Origin of the sequence: Sphingomonas horti (assembly GCF_009753715.1) — a bacterium.
Classification (GTDB): Bacteria; Pseudomonadota; Alphaproteobacteria; order Sphingomonadales; family Sphingomonadaceae; genus Sphingomonas_B; species Sphingomonas_B horti.
Map to the genome: position 1 here is coordinate 179384 of NZ_WQMS01000001.1, position 13354 is coordinate 192737.

At 67.6% G+C, this 13354-nt stretch carries 12 protein-coding genes and 1 CRISPR repeat array; of the genes, 6 read left to right on the plus strand and 6 right to left on the minus strand.

All coding sequences use genetic code 11. From position 1 onward, the window contains the following. Positions 1-9: 9 nt before the first annotated feature. Positions 10-231, minus strand: a complete 222-nt coding sequence (locus GON01_RS00805) for a hypothetical protein (protein WP_157025095.1) — start codon at positions 229-231, stop codon at positions 10-12. A gap of 313 nt (positions 232-544) precedes the next feature. On the opposite strand from GON01_RS00805, the gene GON01_RS00810 reads away from it, so the two are divergent. Continuing rightward, positions 545-1105: a hypothetical protein gene (locus tag GON01_RS00810; protein WP_157025097.1), complete on the plus strand. Its 561-nt coding sequence runs from the start codon at positions 545-547 to the stop codon at positions 1103-1105. 6 nt (positions 1106-1111) lie between these two features. Here the strand turns inward: GON01_RS00810 and GON01_RS00815 are convergent, their stop codons facing one another. Next, a complete protein-coding gene (locus GON01_RS00815; protein WP_157025099.1) occupies positions 1112-1846 on the minus strand; it encodes a hypothetical protein in 735 nt (244 codons plus the stop codon). Between the two features lie 92 nt (positions 1847-1938). Between GON01_RS00815 and GON01_RS00820 the strand changes: the two genes are divergently transcribed. The 5 genes from GON01_RS00820 (at position 1939) to cas2 (ending at position 7524) form a co-directional block, all read left to right on the plus strand. Continuing rightward, positions 1939-2307 (plus strand): hypothetical protein, encoded by a 369-nt coding sequence (locus GON01_RS00820; protein WP_157025101.1) that lies wholly within the window; start codon positions 1939-1941, stop codon positions 2305-2307. 205 nt (positions 2308-2512) lie between these two features. Further along, positions 2513-2908 (plus strand): HIRAN domain-containing protein, encoded by a 396-nt coding sequence (locus GON01_RS00825; protein WP_157025103.1) that lies wholly within the window; start codon positions 2513-2515, stop codon positions 2906-2908. 112 nt (positions 2909-3020) lie between these two features. Beyond that, on the plus strand, positions 3021-6203 hold the full coding sequence (gene cas9, locus GON01_RS00830; protein ID WP_157025104.1) for a type II CRISPR RNA-guided endonuclease Cas9: 3183 nt from the start codon (positions 3021-3023) through the stop codon (positions 6201-6203). 41 nt (positions 6204-6244) lie between these two features. Continuing rightward, positions 6245-7180, plus strand: a complete 936-nt coding sequence (gene cas1 / locus GON01_RS00835; protein WP_157025106.1) for a type II CRISPR-associated endonuclease Cas1 — start codon at positions 6245-6247, stop codon at positions 7178-7180. Next, on the plus strand, positions 7177-7524 hold the full coding sequence (gene cas2, locus GON01_RS00840) for a CRISPR-associated endonuclease Cas2 (RefSeq protein ID WP_198159747.1): 348 nt from the start codon (positions 7177-7179) through the stop codon (positions 7522-7524). The genes cas1 and cas2 overlap by 4 nt, the downstream gene beginning before the upstream one ends. A gap of 72 nt (positions 7525-7596) precedes the next feature. Beyond that, a CRISPR array of direct repeats spans positions 7597-8357; the repeat unit is 36 nt; unit sequence GGCCTAGCAGCTCAGAAATCGCAGGCCAACCGCAAC. Positions 8358-8441: 84 nt separating this feature from the next. On the opposite strand, the gene GON01_RS00845 is transcribed toward cas2, so the two are convergent. The 4 genes from GON01_RS00845 to GON01_RS00860 are packed head-to-tail and all read right to left on the minus strand — an operon-like array spanning position 8442 to position 13278. Further along, on the minus strand, positions 8442-10703 hold the full coding sequence (locus GON01_RS00845) for a PAS domain-containing hybrid sensor histidine kinase/response regulator (RefSeq protein WP_157025110.1): 2262 nt from the start codon (positions 10701-10703) through the stop codon (positions 8442-8444). 48 nt (positions 10704-10751) lie between these two features. Continuing rightward, complete coding sequence (locus GON01_RS00850) at positions 10752-11087, minus strand: 2Fe-2S iron-sulfur cluster-binding protein (protein ID WP_181600151.1); 336 nt, start codon at positions 11085-11087, stop codon at positions 10752-10754. Further along, positions 11084-12202, minus strand: a complete 1119-nt coding sequence (locus GON01_RS00855) for a cysteine desulfurase family protein (RefSeq protein ID WP_157025112.1) — start codon at positions 12200-12202, stop codon at positions 11084-11086. The genes GON01_RS00850 and GON01_RS00855 overlap by 4 nt, the downstream gene beginning before the upstream one ends. Then, positions 12202-13278: a cysteine desulfurase family protein gene (locus GON01_RS00860; protein ID WP_258558442.1), complete on the minus strand. Its 1077-nt coding sequence runs from the start codon at positions 13276-13278 to the stop codon at positions 12202-12204. Before GON01_RS00860 ends, GON01_RS00855 begins: the two co-directional genes overlap by 1 nt. Positions 13279-13354: the final 76 nt, after the last annotated feature.

Consider the following 13354-nt stretch of genomic DNA (forward strand, 5'->3'; position numbering starts at 1 on the left):
ACTCTCCTCTCAACAAGGCCGGGGCCTGAGGCCGCGGCGGATCGGGACGCGGCGGCGCGTCTTGCGCCCGGTTCGCGTCACTTGCCCCATCAGCCCGCGGACGCGCGGGAACACGCGCCCTTCCAGCGCGCCGAAATCGGGGTCCGAGGCGAAGAAGCGAAAGCCGCCCTCGCCACGCACGGCGACGCCCACGGGCCGACGCTCGAACTCGACCAGGAAACGATCTGACACATTGCCTCCATCACCACGCCCTCGGGGAGACGGCGGCACCGGGCCGCCCGTCGGGCTCCGCGAGGGAAAAGAGCGACCCGATCGGGCCGCATCACGGCGAGCCTTGGCCCGCCCGGCGATCGACCCCGGGCCGCGTCCGGCTCAGCGCGCCGCGCGGCCCGGGGCAGGCAGGCGTGCCGTGCTGCTCCCGGCATGCAATTCGTTGCGAAAAGGGCAGAAATTGCGGGTCATCGTTGATCCAACATGGCTGCTTCCCGGGGGAAGTCAAGCAGCCGGCCGGGAGCCGAAATGCCGCCGGCGAGTTGCTCTTGCCATGAAGCCTCTCGCCCCGCTTTTGCTGGCCGTTCTGGCCGCCTGCAGCGCCCCCGCGCCCTCCGAACAGAACGAAGCCGATCCGCTCGCCGCGCTGGCTTCGCCGGCCGCCAGCCCGACACCACCATCGAGCCCGACGCCCGCCGCTCAGCCGGTGCCCCTCCCCGAAGGCGCGATCGACAAGGACAGCGCGCAAGGCGCCGCCCAGGTCGTCCAGACCTATTTCGCGCTGATCGAGTCCGGCCGCTACGACCAGGCCTTGGCGCTCTGGTCCGATGGCGGGCGCGCCAGCGGCATGGCCGCGGACGCATTCGCCCGAAGCTTCGCCAAATATGCCGAATATCATGCCGAGACCGGCGCGCCGGGCCGCATCGAAGGCGCTGCCGGCTCGCTCTATGTCGACGTGCCGGTGGTCGCCTATGGCCGGCTCAAGTCGGGCGAGCCGTTCCGGATGAAAGGGCCGGTGACGCTGCGCCGCTGCAACGACGTGCCCGGCTGCACCGCAGAGCAGCGCGCATGGCACATCGCCTCGACCGGATTGAAACCGGCCCCGAACGAGTGACGCCGCTCAGTGCTGCGCGGCGCTGCTGATTCCACCCTCTTCGGTGAACTCGATGCGGATGCGCACCCAGGCGCCGATCACCGGCTTGCCGTCGATCCGCGGCGGGCGGACCAGGAATTGCCACGCGGCCTGCCGGATTGCCCGCGCGAGGCCCGAGCCTGGCGGAGAGTCGCCGAGCGTCCGGCAATTGTCGACATGGTAGCGTTCGACCGTCTGGCAGGCGATCATGGCCCAGCCAACGACGCGGCCCGGCGGCAGATAATAGGAAAGTTCCGCCGAAGTCGGTTCGCGATACCATTCGGCGGCGTAGAGGCGGGCGCCGCCTGGACCTTCGCCGGGTCCATAGGCAGCGGCACTGTCGCGACCTTGATCCGCGGCCGCGGTATCGGTCGCGCTCGAGCGTACCTGGCGAAGATCGAAATGCTCCAACCCCGGGACGAGGTACGGCATTGCCGGTGCAGGCAGCGGGGGCGGCTTCTCGGGCGACGCAGGCGGCGCCTTGCCGGCGCGCTTTACCTCGCCGGCGGCGCGCCGGGGCCGCTCCCCCTTCGGCAGATCGGGCGAGAGCTGGAACGTGATCGGGCCGATCTCCTGCCTGCGGCGCACCCAGTCCGGCGGCGACAACTTCAGCAGCATCAGCAACAGCAGCAGGTGGACGAGCAGCGTCAGCAGGAGCGCAGGCGCGCGCCGTCGATCAAGCGAGCGATCCGGGGCCGGCGGAAAGGCATACGCGGAACGCATCGCGCCTCTCGCCTAGCCGAGCCGCGACGGTGCGACAACCGGACGGCTTTCGTTCATCCGCGCTTCATCGCGCGGGGCACAGGCCTTGGCGCGTGACCCAGTTTCTCCCCGCGCTCGCGCTCGCCCTGATCGCCACCGCCGCATCGGCCCAGACCGCGGAACCGTTCGATTCCTCCCAGGTCCGTCGCCTCTCTCCGGAGGAGAAGGAGCGCATCCTCGCCGACAACGAGCGCCGCGCGAAGGAGGCGGAGTTCGACGCCGCCCTCGGCAACGCAAACCCGCGCCCGAGCGGCATCCACGGCGAGATCGGCGGAGTGATCGGCACCGGCGGCACGCGCGGCATCTTCGGCACCGCACTCGTCCCGCTCGGCGACAGCGGCTCGGCGATCTTCTCGTTCGAGGACTTCCGCACCGGCACGCTCGACCGCCCTAACGCAAGGCGCCGCGCCGCGCCCAAATGAAAAGCGGGGGCCGTAGCCCCCGCCTGATTTGGTGCAGTTCAGACTGCTTGTTAACAGCCGGCCTGCGATTTCTGAGGCGCACAGGTTCGTTCGGCCGGCCGCGATTGTCAATACGCCGTGCGTTCACACCAACGCGCCCACGCGATTTGCCTCGCGTGCGGTTTGGGGCTAATTGCCCTGCCTTTTCGGCACCGAAACGAAAGCAATGCTTACCCTTCGCCCAACCCGACGCAAGCTGCTCGGCCTGCTTGGCGCAGCGCCGATCGCGGCGACGGCCAAGCCGGCCCGGGCCGCGCGGCCACCGGTGCTGCTGCTCAAGACGCGCGTGAATGGCGAATGCTATTACGACGCGGCGCTGGCTATCGGCGGCTTGGCAGTGGGCGATCCCGTCCAGCTTCGGCGCGAGCCGACCAATCGCTATGACAGCCGTGCAATCGAGGTGCTCGACCGAAAAGGTCGTAAGCTCGGCTACATTGCGCGCGTCGACAACTCCGCGGCTGCGCGTCTGATCGACGCTGGCGAGGCACTCCGCGCGACCGTCGCTCGGCTGGACAAGCCGTCGCTCGATATCCGTATCGACGTGGAATGGCTGCCGGGCTGAAAACCCGCGCTTGGTAATGGCAGACCCCGGACTGCGGTTCGACCGAATCGGCGACTTTGCCGATTGCCTCCGCCTCCCTTCGCTGCAAACATGAGCGTGAGGGGGTAAGCACATGAGGAGGCTTGGACTCGATATCGGCACCAACAGCATCGGCTGGTGCCTGATCGAAGACGACGCGCGGATCGTCGACATCGGCGTCCGCATCTTCAGCGACGGGCGCGATCCGAAGTCCGGCGCTTCGCTCGCGGTCGACCGTCGGGCGGCGCGAGCCATGCGGCGGCGGCGGGATCGGTATCTCGGGCGGCGCGCGGCCTTCCTGAAGGCACTGAAGCGCCACGGCCTGATGCCGGCGGACGAGAGCGCGGCGAAGTTGCTCGCCGATCGCGACCCCTATGAGCTCCGCGCCCGCGCGCTCTACGAGCGGCTGGAGCCGTACGAGATCGGGCGCGCGCTGTTTCACCTGAACCAGCGCCGCGGGTTCAAATCGAACCGCAAAGCGGAGCGCAAGACCAAGGATGCCGAGGACGGCAAGATCGCCAGCGGAGCGAAGGCGCTCGACCAGGCCATGGCCGAAGAGGGCGCCGAAACGCTGGGCCAGTTTCTCGCCGGCCGCGACACCAAGCGTGTTCGCATGGGCAGCGATGCGCAGGGCTATGATTTCTATCCGCAGCGCCGGCATGTCGGATATGAGTTCGAGACAATCTGGGAGCGTCAGAAGCCGCACCACCCGGCCCTGCTCACCGACGAAGCGCACAAGCAACTCCACGACACCCTGTTCTTCCAGCGACCGCTGAAGGAACAGGAAGTCGGCGTCTGCACCTTCGTGCACAACGAACGCCGGCTACCGAAGGCACATCCGCTGTTCCAGGAACGCCGCCTCTACGAAGAGGTCAACCAGCTGGAGATCACCACGCCCGGTGCGCCCAATCGCAAGCTGAGGATGGGCGAACGCGACGCGCTGATCCTCGAACTGCGCAGCCGCAGGGAACGGAGCTTCGATGCGCTTGCCAAGCGGCTGAAGCTGGAGCCGGGGCAGAGCTTCAACAAGGCGAGCGAGAGCCGAACCGATCTGAAGGGCGATGAAGTCTATGCCGTGATGGCGGACAAGAAGCGCTTCGGCGGTCGCTGGCCGCACCTCGACCGCGACCGACAATGGTCGATCATCGAGCGGATCATCGACGAGGAAGACCCGGACAAGCTCCACGCTTTCCTGACCGGCGAATGCGGACTGACGCACGACCAAGCCGTCGCAACTGCCAGGGCGCCGCTACCGGAGCTTTACGGGCGGCTCGGCCCAACCGCCACCGCACGGATTCTGGATGAGCTGAAGAAAGGCGTCGTCACCTATGACGAGGCGGTGAAGCGGGCCGGATGGCATCATTCCGACGATCGCACCGGCGAAATCCTGCCCCAGCTCCCCTATTATGGCGAGCTGCTGACCCGCGAGATTCCGCCCGGCACGCAGGACCCGAACGACCCGCCCGAACAGCGCTGGGGCAAGATCACCAACCCCACCGTCCATATCGGCCTCCGCCAGCTCGAAAAGCTGGTGAACGCGATCATCAAGGTCTACGGCCGCCCGGACCAGATCGTTGTCGAACTCGCCCGCGAACTGAAGCTGAACGAGAAGGACAAGGAAGAGCATAACCGCCGCATCCGCCGAGACACCGCGGCGGCGCAGCTCCGCTCCTCCAAGCTGCAGAGCGAAGGCATCCCTGACACGGGCGCCAACCGCATGCTGCTGCGCATGTGGGAAGAGCTGAACCCGAACGAAGTGCTCGACCGCCGCTGCCCCTATTGCGGCGAGCAGGTAGGCATGCGGATGCTGTTCACCGGCGAGGCGGATATCGACCACATCATTCCCTATTCCCGCTCGCTCGACGACAGCACCGGCAACAAGGTGGTCGCGCATCGCAACTGCAACCGCGTCAAGGGCAACCGTACGCCTTACGAGAAATGGGGCCACGATCCCGGCCGATGGGAGATCATCTCCACTCAGGTCGCGCGGCTGCACAAATCGAAGCAATGGCGCTTCGGGCCGGACGCAATGGCGCGGGTGGAAAAGGATGGCGGCTTCATCGCCCGCCAGCTCACCGACACGCAATATCTGTCGCGACTGGCTGGGCGTTATCTGTCCAGCCTCTATCCGACCAAGGACGACGGCAGCGTCTATGTGATCCCCGGCCGGATGACGGCCATGCTGCGCCGCCTTTGGGGACTCAACAGCCTGTTGCCGGACCATAACTTCGTCGAGAACCAGCATAGCAACGCGCCGAAGAATCGGCTCGATCATCGCCACCATGCGATCGACGCAGCAGTGGTGGCAGTCACGACGCGCGGCCTGCTGCAGGAAATCGCCCACGTGGCCGGCAGGGCCGAGGACAAGGACCTCGATCGCCTGTTCGAGGACTTGCCGCAGCCGTGGGACGGCTTCCGCGAAGAACTTGGGGAACGCCTCGCCCGCGTGACCGTCAGCCATAAGCCCGATCACGGACGCAAAGGCGTGCCGCCCAAGGATCGCGATGTGACGGCCGGCCGGCTCCACAACGACACCGCCTATGGCCTGACTGGCGATGTTGCGACCGACGGGAGGACACCGATCGTCGTGCACCGCGTCCCATTGATGAGCATCAAGCCCGCCGATATCTCCGATCCGGATCGGATTCCCGATCCCACCCTTCGCGCAGCACTGCATCGGGCCACCGATGGTCTGAGCGGCAAGGCCTATGAAGCGGCCCTCGCTGGCTTCGCGAAAACCCATCCGCAATTCGCCGGCATCCGTCGCGTTCGCGTTCGCGAACCTCTTAACGTGATCCGGATCCACGATAGGAACGGCAAGCCGTACAAGGCCTACAAAGGCGATGCGAATGCCCGCTACGATGTCTGGCAAATGCCGAACGGCAAGTGGATGCACGACATCGTCTCGATGTTCGACGCGCATCAGCGGCCGCATGAGCTCACGGAAGAGGAGAAGGCGGCAGGCAAAAAGGTGCAACCGAAGCGACCGCATCCTGCCGCCAAGAAGGTCTTGAGCCTTCGTCAGAACGATATGCTTGCGATCGAGCGTAACGGCGGCGCGCCGGAGATCGTGCGCGTGGTCAAGTTCTCGACCATCGGAGCGATCGCACTGGCCCTCCACCAGGAAGGCGGCGCGCTCAAGGCCCGCGATGCCGCCCCATCAGAGGTGGACCCGTTCAAATATATCTATTCCTCTGGCGGCGGACTGAAGAACCTGAAAGCCCGTCAAGTGCGGATTGATCCATTAGGGAGGATTTTCGATCCCGGCCCGCGCTGACAAAGGGCGCTGATTTCCATAGCTTCCCCAGAAGGGGGAGCATGGACCGCATCGTCGACATCGCCACCGACGGCCGGCATCTGGCGCTGTTTCGCGGCTTCATGGTTGTGAAGCAGGACGGCGAGGAAATCGGCCGCGTCGCGCTCGACGATATCCACGCGCTGATCGTCCACGCGCACGGCACCACCTGGAGCGCGAACCTGGTCGCCGCCCTCGCCGAGCGCGGCGCGCCAATCGTCTTTTGCGGCACGAACCACAGCCCGGTCGCGGTTACGCTGCCGCTGGAAGGGCACCATGCGCAGGGCGCCCGAATCCAGGCGCAGTGGAACGCCTCGCGCCCGCTCGCCAAGCAGTTGTGGCGGCTGGTGGTGGTCGCGAAGGTCCGAACCCAGGCGTCGCTGCTGGAAGCGCGCGGCGTGCGCGAGGCCGAGGCGCTGCAATTCCTCGCCCGCCGCGTCCGCTCCGGCGACCCGGACAATATCGAGGCGCAGGCCGCGAAGCGCTATTGGCCGCTGCTGATGGGGCGGGATTTCCGGCGCGATCGCGACCAGGACGGCGCGAACGCCCTGCTGAACTATGGCTATGCCGTCATGCGCGCGTCCGTCGCTCGCGCCGTCGTCGCGGCCGGTCTGCACCCGACGATCGGCGTTCACCACGCCAATCGCGGCAACGCCTTCGCGCTCGCGGACGACCTGGTCGAGCCGTTTCGGCCGCTGGTCGACGCGCTGGTTTGCGGCATGGTGCAGGACGGCGTGACGGCCCTCGATCCCGCCGCCAAGCGCCGTTTCGCGCGCCTGATCGCTTTCGATCTGCGCGTCGAGGGCGAGGCCTCGCCCGTCTCCATGGCGGCGGCACGACTCGCCCAGTCGCTCGCCCGCAGCTTCGAAACCGGCGCGCCCGCGCTGGCACTGTTCGACCCGCCAAGCCCGATCGAATGGGGGAGCCTCCCGCGCTCGACCCTGGCCGAGGCCGCATGAATGCCCGGCCGGCCAGCTATCTCAGCGGGTACCGGCTGATGTGGATTTTCGTGATGTTCGACCTGCCGGTCGGCACCAAGAAACAGATGCGGGAAGCCACCAAATTCCGTGAGTTCCTGCTCGACGAGGGCTTCGAAATGAGCCAGTTTTCCGTCTATGCCCGCTTCTGCAACGGCCAGGACAGCTTTCAGGCGCACCTCAAGCGCATCGAACGCAACCTACCCGAAAAGGGCGACATCCACGTCCTCACCTTCACCGACCGGCAGTATGAGAATATCGTCCGATTCTCGAGCCAGCGCCGCAGGAAGCAGCGCAAAAACCCTGATCAGCTGGCGATGTTTTGAAATGGGGGGGCATTTTTGCTGGACCGGATGTGTCGCTTTGTCATTCCAGAAGAACGACTTAGCGACACACCCGGCCTAGCAGCTCAGAAATCGCAGGCCAACCGCAACCGTAGGTGGCCGTTCCCATCGCTCCCCAAAGGCCTAGCAGCTCAGAAATCGCAGGCCAACCGCAACGCAATCGAGGTCGCCCGCGTCGAGGTCGAGGGCCTAGCAGCTCAGAAATCGCAGGCCAACCGCAACGGCTCGAGCGATGACGAGAAATCGCCATCGGGCCTAGCAGCTCAGAAATCGCAGGCCAACCGCAACTGCCGCAGCCGTCGTGGCTGCGCTGGCTCTGGCCTAGCAGCTCAGAAATCGCAGGCCAACCGCAACCCGGCGGAGAAGAAGACGCGCCCTCGCAGGGGCCTAGCAGCTCAGAAATCGCAGGCCAACCGCAACACAGGCATCTGGCACGCGAAGCGCGGGAAGGGCCTAGCAGCTCAGAAATCGCAGGCCAACCGCAACCGCCCGCCGCACTGGCAATCGCCGACCTGCGGCCTAGCAGCTCAGAAATCGCAGGCCAACCGCAACTCGCCGTGGGTATAGTCGTACACCTCGATCGGCCTAGCAGCTCAGAAATCGCAGGCCAACCGCAACGATTGGCTGGTTGACGCCTTCCGCGACGACGGCCTAGCAGCTCAGAAATCGCAGGCCAACCGCAACCGATACGCTCGGCAGCATGCCCGACCCGATGGCCTAGCAGCTCAGAAATCGCAGGCCAACCGCAACGTGCGCGTCTCACGGCTCTGGTCCACATAGGCCTAGCAGCCCAGAAATCGCAGGCCAACCGCAACGGGTTCTTCGGCCCGGGCGAGCCGGGACGAAGAACCCGTGGCGCTGCCGCGCCGGCTCGGCATGGGCTTGGTCGCCGCTTCGGGTCAGCCGAGGATTGCCGTGAGCATCGCTGCCAGATCGGCGTGGCGGAAGGGCTTTGCGAGGCGGGGCAGGTCGGCGTCGATGCCGCCCGCGTCGGCATAGCCGGAAATGATCAGCACCGGGGTGCCTGCACCGCGCGCGCGGATCGTCCGTGCGAGTTCGGCGCCCGTCATGCCCGGCATCAGGTGATCGGTGACGACCAGATCGACGGCAAGGCCGCCGGCCAGGCGCGCCGCCGCTTCGTCGGCCGATTCCAGCGCGATGACGGTAAATCCCAGATCCTCCAGCATCTCGGCGGTCGAAGCGCGGACGAGCGGCTCGTCGTCGACCAGCAGCGCGGTGCCGGCGCCCGCTATCGCGCGCGGCGACTGGGCCTGCGCGGCCGCAGCCGGAAGAGCCGCCGCGCAGGGCAGCCAAAGCTGCACCTCCGTGCCCTGCCCGGGCGCGCTCCTCAGCCGCAGGGCGCCGCCCAACTGCGCGGCGAGCCCGTGCACCATTGACAGGCCAAGGCCGGTGCCGCGCCCGATCCCCTTGGTCGAGAAGAAGGGCTCGATCGCGCGCGCGGCCACCGCTTCGTCCATGCCGCAACCGGTGTCCGCGACCGACAGACGCACATAATTGCCGGGCGCGAGGTCCTCCGCCTCCTCACCCGCCTGCTCGACCGCGGCGGCGATGCGGAGAGTGCCGCCGTCCGGCATCGCGTCGCGCGCGTTCACGCTCAGGTTCAGCAGCGCCATCTCGACCTGGTTCGGATCGGCCAGGCACGGCGGCAGGCCGGCGGGAACGTCCAGCTCGAGCCGGATGCGCGGGCCCACGGTCGATCCGATCAGCTCGGCCATGCCTTCGATCAGCCGCCCGGCATCGACGGGCGCCGGCTGCAGCGGCTGGCGGCGCGCAAAGGCAAGCAGGCGCTGCACCAGCGTCTTCGCGCGCTCCGCCGCCTGCAAGGCCGACGCGACCGTCTGCTGCGCGCGCGGGTCGCCGATGCCGCGGCGCTGCATCAGGTCGAGGCCGCCGATGATCGGCGACAGAAGATTGTTGAAATCATGGGCGACGCCGCCGGTCAGCTGGCCCATTGCCTCAACCTTCTGCGCCTGCCGCAGCGCCTCCTCAGTGCGCTTGCGGCCGGTCACGTCGACGATCGCGGCCATGGTCCGGACGAACCGGCCCTCACTGTCATGCCATGGCCGCGAGGAGACGAGCACATCCGCGATCTCACCGTCGCGCTTGACGACGCGGTATTCGGAATCCCTGACCTCGCGTCCCGCCAGCAGGGCCGCCCAATCATGCTCCAGGAATCGCTCGCCGCTGCCTGGCGCCGCGAAATCGAGCGAGGGGCGGCCGATCACCTGGTCGCGGCTGTCGAAGCCCATGAACTCCAACCATCGGTCGGAAACGCTGACGAGCCGCCCCTCGGCATCCTGCGACTGCAGGATCGTCGGCGTCTTGTTGTACAGGGCTTCCAGCTCGGCGGTGCGTTCGGCGACCTGTCGCTGCAACGCCAGCTCGGCTTCCTTGGCGATGGTGATATCGAAAGCCACGCCGATAAAGCCGGTATGTTCGCCGGCGGTGCCCCAGCGCGGCTGGGAATAGGAGCGGATCCAGCAATAGTCCCCGTCGGCCTTACGGTAGCGTGCCTCCAGCGCGAACGGCTGAAGGGCAGCCTCCTTCTCCACCTGCTCCTTGAGGATCCGGCCGATATCGTCGGGGTGGATGATGCCGCGCCAGTCGAATACGAGCGCATCCTCATAGCTCACGCCCAGAAAATCGACATAGGCTCGGTTGACGAACCAGCGCGTGCGATCGATCGACGTGACCCACATCGGCACCGGCGCGGAATCGGCGATCAGGCGGAACCGCGCTTCGCTCTCGCGCACCGTGCGCTCGGCACGCCGGCCTTCGGTCACGTCGTTGAACACGATCGCGATGCCGCCGCCCGGCAGCGGCGATGCCGTCAGGGACACGTCACGGTCGGGAAAGGCAGTTGATTCCGCTTCGAAGGATATTGTCTCGCCTGCCGCGGCGCGACGGAAGTTCGTCTCAAATGCGGTGCCCGCGACGGTCGGGATCGCATCCCAGAACAGGCGCCCGAGCATCTCGGCGCGGTCGCAGGCGAAGAACGCCTCGGCGGCGCGATTGAAGCTTCGGATGCGCCAGTCGCGATCGACGATGCAATAGCCTTCGGGAACGGCATCGAGGATCGCGTCCAGCCGGATGCCGGAGGCGTCCTCGCCGCCAATCGCGCTGTCGCCACCCCGGTGCATGTGCTTCACCTAACCCGCTTTTCCGATGGGAGTAAGCCGCTTGTGCGGCTAACGGCGCTGCATGTCCCGCGCTTCCGGCGGGATGCGGACGGTCAGCTGGTCGAGCAGTTCGGTCAGGTAGATCTGGCAAGCGAGCCGGCTGTGCCGGGTGGCGCCCGCGGCAAGGTCCAGCATGTCCTCCTCCGGCTCGGATGCGGGCGGCAGCTTCGCGAAATCGGCCGCGTCGACGATCACGTGGCAGGTCGAACAGGCCATCTGGCCTTCGCACGTGCCTTCGAGCGGCTGGCCATCGGCCTGGGCGACATCGAGCAGCCGCTCGCCCGGCGCGGCATCGACCTCGCGGACGGTCGCCCCGTCTGCGCTCACGAACCGGACCCGCGTCACGCGGCCTTCAGCCCCTGTGCGGCTGCCGCTTCCAGGACCAGGTCGAGCGCGCGGTCCAGTTCATCCTCGGTCGTATAGCGGCCAAAGCCGAGGCGGATGCTCGACCGCGCCTCGGCATCCGACAAGTCGATCGCCTTCAGTACATGGCTGGGGCGACCGGAGCCGCTGGCGCAGGCCGAACCGGCCGAGAAGGCGACGGTGCGCACGTCGGAGATCAGGCGCGCCGCGTCGAGGCCATCGGCGCGGACGTTCAGATTGCCGCGGTAGCGATGCTCGGTCGAACCGTTGATCGTCCAGCCGCGCAGCTTCGCGGTGCCAAGGGACCAGAGCCGATCGATATGCGCGGCATCCTGATCGTACCGCTTTTGCGCAAGCGCGGCTGCCGCGCCGAAGCCCGAGCACAGCGCCGAGCTGAGCGTCCCCGATCGGATGCCCGCTTCCTGCGCGCCGCCGTGCATCAGCGGCTCCAGCGCGACGCCATCGCGCACCCACAGGGCACCGATGCCTTTCGGACCGAACAGCTTGTGAGCCGAAACCGCGATCAGGTCGGCATCCGGCAAGGCCGTTCGCCCGAGCCCCTGCACCGCGTCACAGAAGAACAGCGCCCCTGCCTCGCGCGCGATGCGGCCGATCTCGGCCACCGGCTGGATCACGCCGATCTCGTTGTTGACCAGCATCGCCGCCACGATCGCGGTGCGGTCGTCGACCGACTGACGCACGCTATCCAGGTCCACCAGCCCCTCGCGGCCGACCGGCAGCACCTCCGCTTCGAAGCCGTGGCTGCCCAGCCAGAGCACCGTATCGAGCACGCAGGCGTGCTCGGTCGCGAGCGTGACGATCTTGCGGCGGGCGGCGGGTGCGGCCCAGGCGGCGCCTTTCAGCGCGAGGTTGGCGGCTTCGGTCGCGCCGGAGGTGAAGACAACATGCCCTTGCCGAAGCCCCAGCAATGACGAAAGCTGATCGCGAGCCACCGCGACCGCCGCCTTCGCTTCCCGGCCCATCCGGTGGGGCGAATGGGGATTGCCGAACTTCTCGTCCAGCCAGGGCTCCATCGCGGCGCGGGCTTCGGGCGCGAGCGGGGTGGTCGCCTGATAGTCCAGATAGATCGGGGTCATCAGGCTGCCCGGCTGCGGGCACTTTCCGCGATCCGTTTCCAGGCCTCCACGAAGCGGTAGATGTCGGCGCGGCTCGTCTCCGGGCCGAAGCTGGCGCGGATCACCTGCCCTGCCTCTGCCTCGCCCCAGCCCATGGCGGAAAGAACGTGGCTGGTCTTCAGCGTCCCGGACGAGCAGGCGCTGCCGGCCGAGATCGCGATGCCGGCGAGGTCGAGCTGGATCAGCTGCGCCGACGCAGCGACGCCCGGCATCCGATAGGCGCCGATCGTGGCCAGCCGGGGCGAACGCCTGGCCACGACCTCGCCGCCCGCGGCCTCGATCGCGCCGTCAAGGTGCGCGCGCAGGTCGGCGGCGCGGTCGACCCAGCCGCGGCCTTCCTCCAGCGCCGCGGCCATCGCGACGACGCCCGGCAGGTTCTCGGTGCCGGCGCGATAGCCCTTTTCCTGCCCGCCGCTCGCTTCCAGCACGCCCAGATCGCGGACCAGCAGCGCCCCCACACCGGGCGGCCCCCCGAATTTGTGCGCGGAGATCGCGATCAGATCAGCATCGGGCAGCGGCGCCTTGCCGGCGCTCTGGGCGCAATCGGCGAACAACAGGCCCCCCGCCTTGCGGACGATCGGCGCCAGCCGGTCGAGCGGCTGGCAGACGCCGGTTTCGTTGTTGACGGACTGGATCGCGACCAACGGCGCCTTGGCCCCGAGCGCGCCCAACCGGCCGGTGAGCGCATCGGGCAGCACCGTCCCGTCCTGCTGCACCGGCAGGAAGAAGGCGTCGCTGGCGACACGGTGAACCGCCTCGTGCTCGACCGCCGAGACGAGGCGCGCGTCGCACCGGGTCCGGGTCAGCGCGATGCGGATCGCTTCGCTGGCGCCGCTGGTCAGGATGATGTCTCCCTCCCAGCCGAGCGCCTTGGCGATCCGGGCGCGGGCATCCTCCAGCATCGCCCGCGCCGCCCGTCCTTCGGCATGGGGGGACGACGGATTGGCCCAGCGCGCGATCGCCGCGCGCATCGCCTCGCGTGCGGCAAGCACCATCGGCGTGGTCGCGGCGTGGTCGAGATAGAGACGCTGGCTCAACTGTTGCGGACTCGTTTGCGAAATTGCGCGGCAATCCTATATAGCGCCGCAACTCAGCGCCACCTTTCCGGGCGCA

Bases quoted from the DNA above. Each gene is read 5' to 3' on its own strand.
- GON01_RS00810 (WP_157025097.1), top strand. From the start codon at position 545: ATGAAGCCTCTCGCCCCGCTTTTGCTGGCCGTTCTGGCCGCCTGCAGC.
- GON01_RS00815 (WP_157025099.1), bottom strand. From the start codon at position 1,846: ATGCGTTCCGCGTATGCCTTTCCGCCGGCCCCGGATCGCTCGCTTGAT.
- GON01_RS00825 (WP_157025103.1), top strand. From the start codon at position 2,513: ATGCTTACCCTTCGCCCAACCCGACGCAAGCTGCTCGGCCTGCTTGGC.
- cas9 (WP_157025104.1), top strand. From the start codon at position 3,021: ATGAGGAGGCTTGGACTCGATATCGGCACCAACAGCATCGGCTGGTGC.
- cas1 (WP_157025106.1), top strand. From the start codon at position 6,245: ATGGACCGCATCGTCGACATCGCCACCGACGGCCGGCATCTGGCGCTG.
- cas2 (WP_198159747.1), top strand. From the start codon at position 7,177: ATGAATGCCCGGCCGGCCAGCTATCTCAGCGGGTACCGGCTGATGTGG.
- GON01_RS00845 (WP_157025110.1), bottom strand. From the start codon at position 10,703: ATGCACCGGGGTGGCGACAGCGCGATTGGCGGCGAGGACGCCTCCGGC.
- GON01_RS00855 (WP_157025112.1), bottom strand. From the start codon at position 12,202: ATGACCCCGATCTATCTGGACTATCAGGCGACCACCCCGCTCGCGCCC.